Genomic DNA, 13781 nt, shown 5'->3' on the forward strand with positions numbered 1-13781 from the left:
AGTCCGCATTTGACGGAAGCTTCCTTTGGCGCATGCCTTCTTTCTGAAAATGAAGAAGTGAGTATTATGCTGAATGAGGAAGATCATATTCGCATTCAATGTCTGTTCCCGGGATTTCTGCTTTCAGAAGCATTAAAAGCAGCAAATCAGGTGGACGATTGGATTGAAGAACGGATTGACTATGCTTTTTCAGAACAAAGAGGCTACTTGACCAGCTGTCCTACAAATGTCGGAACCGGGCTTAGAGCTTCTGTCATGATGCACCTTCCTGCTTTAGTGTTAACTAGACAAATAAACAGAATTATTCCGGCAATTAATCAATTGGGGCTTGTTGTTAGAGGAATTTACGGTGAAGGCAGCGAAGCATTAGGGAATATCTTTCAAATTTCCAACCAAATTACCCTCGGTAAATCGGAACACGACATTGTCGAAGATCTGAACAGCGTCGTTGCTCAGTTGATCGAACAAGAGCGTTCAGCAAGAAAGGCGCTTTATCAGACTTCGCAAATCGAGCTTGAAGACCGCGTCTACAGATCTTACGGCGTACTGTCCAATTGCCGGATGATCGAATCGAAAGAAACAGCAAGATGTCTTTCAGACGTTCGTCTTGGAATTGACCTGGGGATAATAAAAGGTCTTTCCAGCAATATACTTAATGAGCTGATGATCCTCACGCAGCCTGGATTTCTCCAGCAATATTCAGGAGGAGTCTTAAGGCCAAACGAGAGGGACATCAGGCGGGCTGCTCTTATCAGGGAGCGTCTGAAATTAGAAAACAACGGCAATAGACAGGAGGATGAAACGATATGATGTTTGGAAGATTCACAGAAAGAGCACAAAAAGTATTGGCGCTTGCTCAAGAAGAAGCTCTGCGTCTGGGCCATAATAACATTGGAACAGAACATATTCTCCTCGGCCTTGTCCGCGAGGGAGAAGGGATTGCTGCAAAGGCGCTGCAGGCATTGGGACTCAGCCCTGACAAGATTCAAAAAGAAGTTGAAAGCCTCATTGGCCGAGGGCAAGAGATGTCACAATCGATCCATTACACACCGAGAGCCAAAAAAGTGACTGAACTGGCAATGGATGAAGCAAGAAAGCTTGGTCACTCCTACGTTGGAACTGAACACATCCTCCTCGGCTTAATCCGAGAAGGGGAAGGTGTTGCGGCAAGGGTGCTGAATAATTTAGGCGTCAGCTTAAACAAAGCGAGACAGCAAGTATTGCAGCTGTTGGGCAGCAATGAGAGTGGTGGCGCTGCTTCAGGCGCCAACAGCAATGCCAACACACCAACCTTAGACAGTCTTGCCAGGGATCTCACGGCGATTGCAAAAGAAGACAGCCTTGACCCCGTAATCGGCAGAAGCAAAGAAATTCAGCGCGTAATTGAAGTGCTGAGCCGCAGAACGAAAAACAACCCTGTGTTAATCGGGGAGCCCGGTGTCGGTAAGACAGCGATTGCCGAAGGCCTCGCCCAGCAGATCATCAATAACGAAGTACCGGAGATTCTCCGCGATAAGCGAGTTATGACGCTTGATATGGGAACGGTTGTCGCCGGTACGAAATACCGCGGTGAATTTGAAGACCGCCTGAAAAAAGTGATGGACGAAATTCGTCAAGCGGGAAATATCATCCTCTTTATCGATGAGCTGCATACTCTCATCGGAGCCGGGGGAGCGGAAGGGGCCATCGATGCCTCCAATATCCTTAAACCGTCTTTGGCGCGCGGAGAGCTGCAATGTATCGGAGCGACAACCCTTGATGAATACCGCAAATACATTGAAAAAGATGCTGCACTCGAACGGCGTTTTCAGCCGATTCAGGTTGACCAGCCGTCTCCTGAAGAGAGCATTCAAATATTGAGAGGTCTCAGAGACCGCTATGAAGCCCACCACCGCGTATCGATTACGGATGAAGCGATCGAAGCGGCTGTGAAGCTGTCAGACCGGTATATTTCGGACCGTTTTCTGCCTGACAAGGCGATCGACTTAATCGATGAAGCCGGTTCAAAGGTTCGCCTGCGTTCATTTACAACGCCTCCGAACTTAAAAGAGCTTGAACAAAAGCTTGATGAAGTAAGGAAAGAAAAAGATGCCGCTGTCCAAAGCCAGGAATTCGAAAAAGCAGCGTCATTACGGGATACGGAGCAGCGCCTGCGCGAACAGGTCGAAGAAACCAAGAAAACCTGGAAAGAAAAGCAGGGACAGGAAAATTCAGAAGTGACCGTCGACGATATTGCAATGGTTGTTTCAAGCTGGACCGGAGTGCCGGTTTCGAAAATTGCGCAGACTGAAACAGACAAATTACTGAACATGGAGAGCATTCTTCATTCCCGCGTTATCGGCCAAGATGAGGCTGTCGTTGCGGTTGCCAAAGCAGTCAGACGCGCGCGTGCCGGCTTAAAAGATCCAAAACGTCCTATCGGTTCGTTTATTTTCCTCGGCCCTACAGGCGTAGGAAAAACGGAGCTTGCCCGTGCACTTGCCGAGTCCATTTTCGGCGATGAAGAAGCCATGATTCGCATCGATATGTCCGAGTATATGGAAAAACATTCAACATCAAGACTCGTCGGTTCCCCTCCGGGATATGTCGGCTATGATGAAGGCGGACAGCTCACTGAAAAAGTGAGAAGAAAACCGTATTCCGTCGTCTTGCTTGACGAAATCGAAAAAGCGCACCCTGATGTCTTCAATATTTTGCTGCAAGTGCTTGAAGACGGTCGCCTGACTGATTCAAAAGGGCGCACAGTCGACTTTAGAAATACGATTTTGATCATGACATCAAACGTCGGTGCGAGCGAACTGAGAAGAAATAAATACGTCGGGTTTAATGTGCAGGATGAAACCCAGAATTATAAAGATATGAAAGACAAAGTCATGGGCGAATTAAAACGCGCCTTCAGACCTGAATTTATCAACCGGATTGATGAGATTATCGTCTTCCACTCTTTGGAGAAAAAACATTTGAAAGATATTGTATCCCTCATGTCAGAACAATTAACTAAGCGTCTGAAAGAACAGGATCTGTCAATTGAGCTGACTGAAGCGGCTAAAGAAAAAATTGCCGATGAAGGCGTGGATCTCGAATACGGGGCGCGCCCTCTCAGAAGAGCAATCCAAAAACACGTGGAGGACCGGCTGTCTGAAGAGCTCCTGAAAGGCCATATTGAAAAAGGCCAGCATATTGTTTTGGATGTAGAAGGCGGAGAATTTGTCGTAAAAACCGAAGCTAAAACGAACTAATATAGAGACAAAAGAAAGAGGCATACGATGTTCATCAGTATGCCTCACTTTCTTATAAAGGGAGCGTTTTGAAAAATCAATGGCTAAAACAAAGACTAAATTCATTTGTCACTCATGCGGTTACGAATCCGCCAAGTGGATGGGGAAGTGCCCCGGATGCGGCACATGGAATACCATGGTGGAAGAAACGATAAAAAAACCCGCCGCCAACAGAAGAACCGCTTTTTCACATTCCGTTCAAACGGTGCAAAAGCCTTCACCTCTCACTTCAATCGAAACAACAGAAGAGCCGCGAATTAAAACGAAACTGGGCGAATTCAACCGCGTCTTGGGAAACGGTATTGTCAAAGGTTCACTCGTTTTAATCGGAGGCGATCCCGGCATCGGGAAATCAACCTTGCTGCTTCAAGTATCTGCCCAGCTCGCTGATTCAAAAGAAAATGTCCTGTACATCTCAGGTGAAGAATCGGTCAAGCAGACAAAGCTGAGAGCAGACCGTCTAGGCATCAACAGTCCCACTCTTCACGTTTTATCTGAAACCGATATGGAGTATATTACGTCTTCTATAGAAGAGATGAATCCATCATTCGTGGTGGTTGATTCGATTCAAACCGTTTACCAAAGTGATATTACATCTGCTCCAGGCAGCGTGTCCCAGGTCAGGGAATGCACCGCTGAGCTGATGAGAATTGCAAAAACAAAAGGGATTCCGATATTTATCGTCGGGCATGTCACAAAAGAAGGTTCGATTGCCGGACCGAGACTTCTGGAACATATGGTCGACACCGTCCTTTATTTTGAAGGTGAGCGGCATCATACATTTCGGATTTTAAGAGCCGTCAAAAACCGGTTTGGATCAACGAATGAAATGGGAATCTTTGAAATGAGGGAAGAGGGCCTGACAGAAGTGCTGAATCCGTCGGAGATCTTTCTCGAAGAGCGCTCGGCTGGAGCAGCCGGCTCGAGTGTCGTGGCTTCAATGGAAGGCACGAGGCCGGTCTTAGTAGAGATTCAGGCGCTGATTTCCCCGACGAGTTTTGGAAATCCGCGCAGGATGGCAACCGGAATTGATCATAACCGCGTCTCATTGCTGATGGCGGTTTTAGAAAAAAGGGTGGGGCTGCTGCTGCAAAATCAAGACGCCTATTTAAAAGTCGCCGGCGGCGTCAAGCTGGACGAGCCGGCGATCGACCTCGCCGTTGCGGTGAGCATCGCCTCAAGCTTCAGAGACACCCCGCCTCATCCGACGGATTGTTTTATCGGCGAAGTCGGCTTGACAGGGGAAGTCCGCAGAGTATCAAGGATAGAACAGAGGGTGCAGGAAGCGGCGAAGCTTGGTTTTAAAAGAATGATTATTCCTTCTGCAAATGTGGAAGGATGGACAAAGCCGAAAGGAATTGAAGTCGTCGGTGTTGAAAATGTAGCTGAGGCCCTTCGAGCTTCATTAGGAGGATCATAATATATGGAAAAAGACAAAAAAGGAGCGAAACAGGATCTTTCAGAAATATTGCAGTTTGTCGCCCCCGGCACACCTCTTCGCGAGGGAATCGAAAACGTCCTTCGGGCCAAAACAGGCGGATTAATCGTGGTCGGCTTCAATGATAAAGTGAAAGAAGTGGTTGACGGAGGGTTCCACATTAATTCTTCTTTCTCTCCGGCTCATCTGTACGAGCTGGCTAAAATGGACGGGGCGATTATTCTCAGCGATTCAGGGCAGAAAATTTTATATGCCAATACGCAGCTTATGCCTGAGGCGACGATACCATCCTCTGAGACGGGCATGAGGCACAGAACGGCCGAGCGTGTGGCCAAGCAGACCGGCTGTCTGATCATTGCGATTTCTGAAAGGCGGAATGTGATTACGCTCTATCAGGAAAATATGAAATATATACTCAAAGATATCGGCTTTATCTTAACAAAAGCCAATCAGGCGATTCAGACACTCGAAAAATACAAACTCATTTTGGACCATGCGATTTCCAATTTGAATGCGCTGGAGTTTGAAGAGCTTGTGACATTTGGGGATGTCATCTCTGTTCTGCATCGATATGAAATGGTGCTCAGAATCAAAAATGAAATTAATATGTATATTAAAGAGCTTGGAACAGAAGGCCATCTCATCAGGCTCCAGGTTAGTGAACTGATCACTGATATGGAGCAGGAAGCGGCGCTGTTCGTTAAAGATTATGTGAAAGAAAAAATCAAAGACCCGTTTGTCCTGCTGAAGCAGCTACAGGATATGTCGAGTTTCGAATTGCTGGATGACTCGATTCTCCTTAAGCTTTTAGGCTATTCTGCAACTACGAATATGGAGGAATACGTTTTCCCGAGAGGCTACAGGCTCCTTCACAAAATCCCCCGTCTCCCGATGCCGATCGTAGAAAATGTTGTCGAAGCATTCGGCCATTTAAAGCTTATTATCGAAGCGGATGTAAAAGAATTGGATGAAGTGGAAGGAATTGGGGCGGTCCGTGCCCAAAAGATAAAGAAAGGGTTAAAGAGACTTCAGGAGAAACATTATACTGACAGGCAGCTGTGAGAAAAATTTCTAAAAGTGATTAAAATTTGCAATTTATGGGTATATTATTCTTACTTTTTGTTTTCCCTTTTTCCGGTTGAAACAGCTGCATTCATAAAAATTAAAACGATTATTTTAAAGGAGGTGAAGGTATGTTGAAACGAATAGTTCAAGCGTTCTTTGCGATTTTGGGAGGCGTTATCGGTATTTTTCTCATACCGGAATTGTTTGTGCTGTTAAATGTACAGGACATACCTTTAGTAACAAACCCGTATGCGTCCGCTTGTTTAGGAGCTATCATCTTTTTTCTTCTGGGCATCTGGTGTGCGGATCATGTCATCAACTGGGTGAAACAAATTGAGGATTCCTTGATCAAAGCACCTGTCTCAGATTTATTGTTCGGCTCTTTGGGATTAATCTTCGGACTTATGCTCGCTTATCTTATCGTCAATGTCATTCCGTTAAAAGACATCCCTTATCAGTTGATCAGCACGGTCATTCCGATTGTGTTGGCCGCATTTCTCGGCTATCTCGGATTCCGTGTAGGTTTCAAGAAAAAGGATGAAATGCTGACACTTTTCACATCGAGAAAGAAAAAAGGTTCTGCTGAGGAAGAGCGTCCTGAAGAAGACAAAAAGCTGAAAATTTTAGACACAAGTGTTATTATAGATGGGAGAATTGCTGATATTTGTCAGACCGGATTTCTTGAAGGCGTCATTGTGATTCCTCAGTTTGTGCTTGAGGAGCTGCAGCATATCGCCGACTCTTCAGACGTCCTCAAACGAAACAGAGGACGGAGAGGACTGGATATTTTAAATCGGATCCAGAAAGAGCTCGATATCAAAGTTGAAATTTATGAAGGCGATTTTGAAGATATTCAAGAGGTCGACAGCAAGCTTGTCAAACTGGCGAAATTGACCTCAGGCGTTGTCGTTACCAACGATTTCAATTTGAACAAAGTATGCGAGCTCCAAAAGGTTGCCGTATTGAACATCAACGACCTTGCCAACGCCGTCAAACCTGTCGTGCTTCCGGGAGAAGAAATGAAGGTGCAGGTCATCAAAGACGGGAAAGAACATAATCAGGGCGTGGCTTATCTGGACGACGGCACGATGATTGTCGTGGAAGAAGGGCGAAATTATATCGGCAAACATATCGACGTGCTCGTGACCAGCGTGCTGCAGACAGCGGCAGGCAGAATGATATTCGCCAAGCCAAAACTGCTGGAAAAGGCGCTTTGAAAAAGGGAGAAATAAAATGAATTACGAAGTCGTTATTCCTGCCGCCGGACAAGGTAAACGAATGAATGCCGGGAAAAACAAACTGTTTATCGAGGCGAAAGGAATACCTGTGATTATTCATACATTAAAGGTGTTTGATAACCATGATGCCTGCAAAAGGATCATTCTTGTCATCAATGAACAGGAATTCGGTGAATTCAGCACCCTTTTAAAAACCTATCATTTTACAACTCCGATCGAGATGGTTCCGGGCGGAAGAGAACGCCAGCAAAGCGTATTTGCGGGTATTAAAGCGGCCGGCAAAGAGGAAACGGTCCTCGTCCATGACGGAGCAAGACCCTTTATTAAACGGGAATATATCGAACAGCTTGTCGAGAAAACGAAGGAAACAGGGGCTGCTATCGTTGCCGTACCTGTTAAAGACACGATCAAACGCGTTCAAGACGGTGAAGTAGCCGGAACGATTGAACGTTCAAGCTTGTGGGCCGCTCAAACCCCACAAGCTTTTCGTCTTTCTATTCTGATGAATGCTCACCTTGAGGCTGAAACAAAAGGTTTCCTCGGTACGGACGACGCCAGTCTGGTCGAGGAAGCCGGAGGTACGGTTGCAATCATTCAAGGGGATTATCAAAACATCAAACTGACGACCCCGGATGACTTGCTTGTCGCAGAAGCGATATTAGAAGCGGAAAAGAGGAATGAACATGTTTAGAATAGGCCAAGGATTTGACGTCCATCAACTAGTGGAAGGCAGGCCGCTCATTATCGGGGGAATTACGATTCCTTACGAAAAAGGCCTGCTCGGACATTCGGATGCCGATGTGCTTTTGCACACGATTGCGGATGCATGTCTCGGCGCCGTCGGCGAGGGCGATATCGGAAAACACTTTCCGGATACCGACCCTGAGTTCAAAGATGCCGACTCCTTCAAACTCCTTCGTCACGTCTGGATGATTGTGAAGGAAAAAGGCTATACGCTCGGGAACCTGGATTGTACAATCATCGCCCAAAAGCCTAAAATGGCGCCGTATATCGAAGACATGAGAGCCAGAATTGCCGAAGGGCTTGAGGCGGAAATGTCCCAAATTAACGTAAAAGCGACCACAACCGAAAAGCTCGGATTTACGGGAAGAGCCGAAGGAATCGCCGCTCAGGCTTCCGTTCTGCTCCAAAAGGTATAATTCATTTTGAAGACAGGTTCATTTGATGATAGAATAGGAAATAAATTTGAACTCTGTTAGAGACGAAAGGAAGTTAGACAGATGGGAAACGAAGTTCGGGTTCGTTATGCGCCGAGCCCAACAGGCCATTTACATATCGGAAATGCCAGAACCGCTCTCTTTAATTATTTGTTTGCCCGGAGCCAAGGCGGAAAATTCATCATCCGCATTGAAGATACGGACCGGAAGCGTAACATTGAAGGCGGAGAGCAAAGCCAGCTGAACTATTTAAAATGGCTGGGCATCGACTGGGATGAAAGCGTGGATGTCGGCGGAGAATACGGACCATACCGCCAATCCGAAAGAAACGACATTTACAAAACATATCACGAGGAGCTTCTTGAAAAAGGGCTTGCCTACAAATGTTACTGCACGGAAGAAGAGCTTGAGAAAGAGCGCGAGGAACAGGCTGCCCGCGGAGAAATGCCGCGCTACTCAGGCAAGTGCCGCAATTTAACTAAAGAAGAGCAGGAAAAGCTCGAAGCTGAAGGAAGACAGCCGAGCATCCGCTTTAAAGTCCCTCAAGGAGAAGTCATCAGCTTCAATGACATCGTCAAAGGAGAAATTTCTTTTGAAACAGACGGCATCGGCGACTTCGTTATCGTGAAGAAAGACGGAACGCCTACTTACAACTTTGCCGTAGCTGTCGATGACTATTTAATGAAAATGACGCATGTCCTGCGCGGCGAAGACCACATTTCCAATACGCCGAAGCAGATCATGATTTACAACGCCCTTGGCTGGGACATCCCGGCATTTGGACATATGACATTAATCGTCAATGAAAACCGTAAAAAACTGAGCAAACGGGATGAGTCCATCATTCAGTTTATCGAACAGTACGAAGAGCTCGGCTATTTGCCGGAAGCATTGTTTAACTTCATCACTCTTCTCGGCTGGTCGCCGGTCGGAGAAGAAGAGCTGTTTACAAAAGAACAGTTTATTGAGATATTTGATGTACACCGTTTGTCAAAATCACCAGCGGTATTTGATACGCATAAACTGAAATGGGTCAACAACCAGTATGTGAAAAAACTTGATCTTGATCAGGTGATCGAATTGACCGTTCCGCATTTGCAAAAAGCGGGCAAGGTTTCAGAAGAGCTAACAGGCAGCGAACAGGAATGGGTTCGCAAGCTGATTTCTCTATATCAGGAACAGTTGAGCTACGGCGCTGAAATCGTCGAGTTAACAGAGTTGTTCTTTAAAGACGATATCCAGTATAATCGTGAAGCAAGAACAGTTTTAGAAGAAGAGCAGGTTCCGGAAGTGCTTCGCGTATTTGCCGAAAAGCTTGAGCAGCTTGACTCGTTTACGGCAGATGAGATCAAGGCATCCATCAAAGCCGTTCAAAAAGAAACAGGACATAAAGGGAAAAAGCTGTTTATGCCGATCCGCGTAGCGACGACAGGCCAGACCCACGGTCCTGAACTGCCTCAGTCCATTGAATTATTGGGGAAAGACACCGTTTTAAAACGGCTGAATAACATTATTCAATAAGATAAATCGTTGACAGGGATAAGTATAAAGCCAGGGCCTTTAAAGAGAGAGTCTTCATCGGCTGGAAAAGACTTAAGCGCCGGGCTTTAGAAATGCACCTCTTGAGACCTTTGAAGAACGTTTTTACACAAGTATTCAAAGGCGGTATCCGCCGTTATGGATGAGAGTTGAGAAAACAGCTGTGCTGTTTTCTAAACAGAGTGGAACCGCGCGTCAAAAAGCGTCTCTGTCATTAGACAGAGGCGTTTTTTTATATGGTTTGACAATAGATAGAGACAAAGGAAGCGGGGAACGGGGGGAATCATGTGTTCTTTAAAATGCTGAAAGAAGATGTAGACGTCGTATTTGATCAAGATCCAGCTGCGAGAAGCTACATTGAAGTCATCTTAACTTATTCAGGTTTGCATGCTATATGGGCGCATCGAATTGCACATGCTTTATATAAAAGAAAAAGGTTTTTCATCGCCAGAACGATCTCTCAAATCGCCCGCTTCTTTACAGGAATCGAAATTCACCCGGGTGCCAAGATCGGCAGGAGGTTTTTCATCGATCACGGCATGGGGGTTGTGATCGGCGAAACCTGTGAGATCGGAAACAATGTCACGGTTTTTCAGGGCGTAACGCTGGGAGGAACTGGAAAAGAAAAAGGCAAAAGGCATCCGACAATCGAGGATCATGCCCTGATCTCAACAGGGGCAAAAGTGCTTGGATCCATTACAATCGGAAGAGGGGCGAAAATCGGCGCCGGCTCCGTCGTCCTGCATGATGTGCCTGAATGCTCCACCGTTGTCGGCATCCCGGGCCGCGTCGTCGTACAAAACGGAAAGAAAATCAGACGCGACTTGAACCACCAGGACTTGCCGGATCCGGTGGCTGACCGCTTCAGAGAATTGGAAAACGAAATCAGGCAGCTGAAACAAGAGCTCCGGAGAAAAGAAAGGGAAGATGAGCTGTGACACTAACACTGTATAATACTCTCACACGAAAAAAAGAGCCGTTTGTGCCTCTTGAAGAAGGCAAGGTCAAAATGTATGTGTGCGGGCCGACCGTATATAACTACATTCACATCGGAAACGCGAGGCCGGCGATCGTCTATGACACGGTCAGAAAGTATTTGGAGTATAAAGGCTATGACGTCCAATACGTCTCCAATTTTACAGATGTCGATGACAAATTAATTAAAGCGGCAAATGAGCTTGGAGAGGAAGTGCCGGTCATCGCCGAACGCTTTATTAAGGCGTACTTCGAAGATGTCGGCTCACTGGGCTGCACAAAAGCGGATTGCCATCCGCGCGTCACTGAAAACATGGATGAAATCATCGATTTTATTCGAACGCTGATCGATAAGGGCTATGCTTATGAGGCAGACGGGGATGTTTATTATAAAACAAGATCGTTTGAAGGTTATGGAAAGCTGTCGCATCAATCAGTCGATGAGCTGAGATCAGGCGCCCGGATTCAAGTGGGCGAGAAAAAAGAAGATGCGCTCGATTTCGCATTATGGAAAGCGGCGAAAGATAACGAAATCTCCTGGGATAGCCCTTGGGGAAAAGGCCGTCCCGGCTGGCATATCGAGTGCTCTGCGATGGCGAAAAAATATTTGGGCGATTCGATCGACATTCACGCCGGCGGCCAGGATTTGACCTTCCCGCATCACGAAAACGAAATTGCCCAATCGGAAGCATTGACAGGGAAGCCTTTCGCGAAATATTGGCTTCATAACGGCTACATTAATATCGATAATGAGAAAATGTCAAAATCGCTCGGTAACTTTGTGCTTGTGCATGACATTATTAAAGAGCATGATCCCCAAGTGCTGCGGTTTTTCATGCTGTCTGTTCATTACAGACATCCGATCAACTATTCGGTCGAACTTCTTGAGAACACAAAAAATGCTTTTGGTCGTCTAAAAACAGCTTATAGCAATTTGCAGTATCGCCTGAAAAGCAGTACAAATTTAACAGAGGGCGATTCAGAATGGCTTGGAAAAATTGAAGAGCAGCGAAAAGCCTTTGAAACGGCAATGGATGATGATTTTAATACAGCGAATGCAATTTCCGTCCTGTTTGATCTGGCCAAACACGCCAACTACTATCTGCAGGAAAAGAATACTTCAGAACATGTCATTCAGGCGTTTCTACAGCTGTTTGACGAGATCTGCTCAGTGCTCGGCTTCTCCCTCAAGGAACAGGAACTTTTGGATAAGGACATTGAAGAACTGATCGAGAAGCGGAATGAAGCCCGCAGAAACCGTGACTTCGCAACATCTGACCAGATTCGCGACCAGCTGAAAAGCATGAACATTATCCTGGAGGACACTCCACAGGGTACACGCTGGAAAAGAGGAGAATCGTAAACATGAATTTGGAAACCATTAAAGACGCCAAACAGCTGAATGGTTTGGCGCTTGCTTACATGGGTGATGCCGTATTAGAGGTATACGTCAGGCATCACCTCTTAAAGCAAGGCATGACAAGGCCCAATGATCTGCACAGGCAGTCGAGGCGCTATGTCTCTGCCAAGTCGCAGGCAAGCATGCTGTTTGCGCTAGAGGAGCAGGAATTTTTCAACGAGGAAGAACAGGCTGTGCTGAGAAGAGGACGGAATGCCAAATCCGGAACGGTACCGAAAAATACGGATGTTCAAACATATCGTTACAGTACGGCTTTTGAGGCGGTCATCGGGTATCTTTTTCTTGAGAACAGGGAAGATAGGCTTAATGAACTCATCAAAGCAGCACTGGAAAAACGGGATGGCAGGGAGGAAGTCAAATGAGTGAGCAGCATGATTACGTCATAGGAAAAAACGCGGTCATCGAAACATTAAAGTCAGGCCGGGAATTGTATAAGCTGTGGATGGCGGAAAACACAGTGAAGGGACAGGCTCAGCAAGTCGTTGAACTTGCCGCCAAAAAAGGCATCACGATTCATTATGTCCCAAGAAAAAAACTCGATCAAATGGTTTCCGGACAGCATCAAGGCGTCGTCGCTCAGGTCGCGGCTTACGAGTATGCCGAACTGGATGATCTTTTTCAAAAGGCCGAAGACAGAAATGAAAAGCCGTTTATCCTCGTTTTAGACGAGATTGAGGATCCGCACAATCTGGGCTCTATTATGCGCACCGCAGATGCGGTTGGGGCTCATGGCATCATCATCCCGAAGAGGCGCGCGGTCGGCCTTACGACGACTGTCGCCAAAGCCTCGACAGGAGCCATCGAACATATTCCGGTCGTCAAAGTGACCAACCTGTCGCGAACCCTGGAAGAAATGAAGCAACGGGGCATTTGGGTAGTCGGTACCGATGCGTCTGGAAAACAGGACTACAGGTCGCTCGACGGAAATATGCCGCTTGCGCTTGTCATCGGCAGTGAAGGAAAAGGCATGGGAAGGCTTGTAAAAGAGAAATGTGATTTTCTCATCCGCCTGCCGATGGCGGGAAAAGTTACGTCCCTGAACGCCTCAGTCGCAGCCGGCCTCCTGATGTATGAAGTGTACCGGAAACGAAGCCCTCTGGGAGAATAGACGGAATGGACATCCTGTTGGTCGACGGTTATAACATGATTGGGGCATGGCCTCAGTTGAAAGATTTAAAAGAAAACAGTTTTGAAGAAGCAAGGGATCTGTTGATACAGAAGATGGCGGAATATCAATCGTATACTGGGTTCCGGGTAATCGTTGTCTTTGATGCGCATCTCGTTAAAGGAATCGAGAAAAAGAAGGTCAATCATCGCGTAGAAGTGATATTCACAAGGGAAAATGAAACGGCTGATGAACGGATCGAGAAACTGGTGTCAGACTTGAATAATATTCAGACGCAACTCCATGTTGCCACATCTGACTACACAGAGCAATGGGCGATTTTCGGCCAAGGGGCCCTGCGCAAATCAGCCAGGGAGCTGCTCAGGGAAGTCGAAGCGATCGAAAGGCAAATCGAAAAAAGGGTGAAACAAATCACCTCAGAACGTCCCGCGGGGAAAATTCCATTGTCAGAAGACGTCTTGAAGATCTTCGAAAAATGGCGGCGTGGCGACTTGGATTAGGTTGACGCTTTTTTGTCCATTACT

Annotated in this window: 13 protein-coding genes and 1 other annotated feature (1 of these 14 running past the window's edge); all 13 genes read left to right on the top strand. The window is 46.6% G+C overall.

The features are described from left to right. Positions 1-810 carry the 3' portion of a protein-arginine kinase McsB gene (gene mcsB, locus M1D67_RS00585; protein WP_479831533.1) on the top strand. 282 nt of this gene lie to the left of the window's left edge, so 810 of the gene's 1092 nt are visible here — the last part of the coding sequence; its start codon lies beyond the left edge, outside the window; it ends in the stop codon at positions 808-810. Continuing rightward, positions 807-3239, top strand: coding sequence for an ATP-dependent protease ATP-binding subunit ClpC (gene clpC / locus M1D67_RS00590; RefSeq protein WP_020449838.1), 2433 nt, complete (start codon positions 807-809; stop codon positions 3237-3239). Before mcsB ends, clpC begins: the two co-directional genes overlap by 4 nt. Positions 3240-3318: 79 nt before the next feature. Continuing rightward, positions 3319-4698, top strand: coding sequence for a DNA repair protein RadA (gene radA, locus M1D67_RS00595; protein WP_020449839.1), 1380 nt, complete (start codon positions 3319-3321; stop codon positions 4696-4698). A gap of 3 nt (positions 4699-4701) precedes the next feature. Continuing rightward, positions 4702-5778: a DNA integrity scanning diadenylate cyclase DisA gene (disA, locus tag M1D67_RS00600; protein WP_020449840.1), complete on the top strand. Its 1077-nt coding sequence runs from the start codon at positions 4702-4704 to the stop codon at positions 5776-5778. A 131-nt stretch (positions 5779-5909) separates the two neighbouring features. After that, positions 5910-6998: a PIN/TRAM domain-containing protein gene (locus tag M1D67_RS00605; protein ID WP_009330350.1), complete on the top strand. Its 1089-nt coding sequence runs from the start codon at positions 5910-5912 to the stop codon at positions 6996-6998. A gap of 16 nt (positions 6999-7014) precedes the next feature. After that, positions 7015-7710, top strand: coding sequence for a 2-C-methyl-D-erythritol 4-phosphate cytidylyltransferase (gene ispD, locus M1D67_RS00610; RefSeq protein WP_065643141.1), 696 nt, complete (start codon positions 7015-7017; stop codon positions 7708-7710). Beyond that, positions 7703-8179, top strand: coding sequence for a 2-C-methyl-D-erythritol 2,4-cyclodiphosphate synthase (gene ispF / locus M1D67_RS00615; protein ID WP_020449842.1), 477 nt, complete (start codon positions 7703-7705; stop codon positions 8177-8179). The genes ispD and ispF overlap by 8 nt, the downstream gene beginning before the upstream one ends. Positions 8180-8260: 81 nt before the next feature. Continuing rightward, complete coding sequence (gene gltX, locus M1D67_RS00620) at positions 8261-9718, top strand: glutamate--tRNA ligase (protein ID WP_103750568.1); 1458 nt, start codon at positions 8261-8263, stop codon at positions 9716-9718. Continuing rightward, positions 9719-9949 (top strand) — a binding site (T-box leader). Between the two features lie 74 nt (positions 9950-10023). Further along, the gene (gene cysE / locus M1D67_RS00625) at positions 10024-10674 is read left to right on the top strand and encodes a serine O-acetyltransferase (protein WP_020449844.1); all 651 of its coding nucleotides are present in this window, start codon (positions 10024-10026) and stop codon (positions 10672-10674) included. Further along, positions 10671-12074, top strand: a complete 1404-nt coding sequence (gene cysS / locus M1D67_RS00630) for a cysteine--tRNA ligase (protein ID WP_035337469.1) — start codon at positions 10671-10673, stop codon at positions 12072-12074. Before cysE ends, cysS begins: the two co-directional genes overlap by 4 nt. Before the next feature lie 2 nt (positions 12075-12076). Continuing rightward, positions 12077-12493 carry a Mini-ribonuclease 3 gene (locus M1D67_RS00635; RefSeq protein WP_144497585.1) on the top strand — a complete coding sequence of 139 codons (417 nt, stop codon included), beginning with the start codon at positions 12077-12079 and terminating at the stop codon, positions 12491-12493. Then, entirely contained in the window at positions 12490-13239 is a 750-nt protein-coding gene (gene rlmB / locus M1D67_RS00640; RefSeq protein WP_256164559.1) for a 23S rRNA (guanosine(2251)-2'-O)-methyltransferase RlmB, read from the top strand. Before M1D67_RS00635 ends, rlmB begins: the two co-directional genes overlap by 4 nt. A gap of 5 nt (positions 13240-13244) precedes the next feature. Beyond that, positions 13245-13757, top strand: a complete 513-nt coding sequence (gene rae1, locus M1D67_RS00645) for a ribosome-dependent mRNA decay endonuclease Rae1/YacP (protein ID WP_020449848.1) — start codon at positions 13245-13247, stop codon at positions 13755-13757. Positions 13758-13781: the final 24 nt, after the last annotated feature.

The sequence above is a fragment of the Bacillus sp. PK6-025 genome, from assembly GCF_056530265.1.

Bases quoted from the DNA above. Each gene is read 5' to 3' on its own strand.
- clpC (WP_020449838.1), top strand. From the start codon at position 807: ATGATGTTTGGAAGATTCACAGAAAGAGCACAAAAAGTATTGGCGCTT.
- radA (WP_020449839.1), top strand. From the start codon at position 3,319: ATGGCTAAAACAAAGACTAAATTCATTTGTCACTCATGCGGTTACGAA.
- disA (WP_020449840.1), top strand. From the start codon at position 4,702: ATGGAAAAAGACAAAAAAGGAGCGAAACAGGATCTTTCAGAAATATTG.
- M1D67_RS00605 (WP_009330350.1), top strand. From the start codon at position 5,910: ATGTTGAAACGAATAGTTCAAGCGTTCTTTGCGATTTTGGGAGGCGTT.
- ispD (WP_065643141.1), top strand. From the start codon at position 7,015: ATGAATTACGAAGTCGTTATTCCTGCCGCCGGACAAGGTAAACGAATG.
- ispF (WP_020449842.1), top strand. From the start codon at position 7,703: ATGTTTAGAATAGGCCAAGGATTTGACGTCCATCAACTAGTGGAAGGC.
- gltX (WP_103750568.1), top strand. From the start codon at position 8,261: ATGGGAAACGAAGTTCGGGTTCGTTATGCGCCGAGCCCAACAGGCCAT.
- M1D67_RS00635 (WP_144497585.1), top strand. From the start codon at position 12,077: ATGAATTTGGAAACCATTAAAGACGCCAAACAGCTGAATGGTTTGGCG.
- rlmB (WP_256164559.1), top strand. From the start codon at position 12,490: ATGAGTGAGCAGCATGATTACGTCATAGGAAAAAACGCGGTCATCGAA.
- rae1 (WP_020449848.1), top strand. From the start codon at position 13,245: ATGGACATCCTGTTGGTCGACGGTTATAACATGATTGGGGCATGGCCT.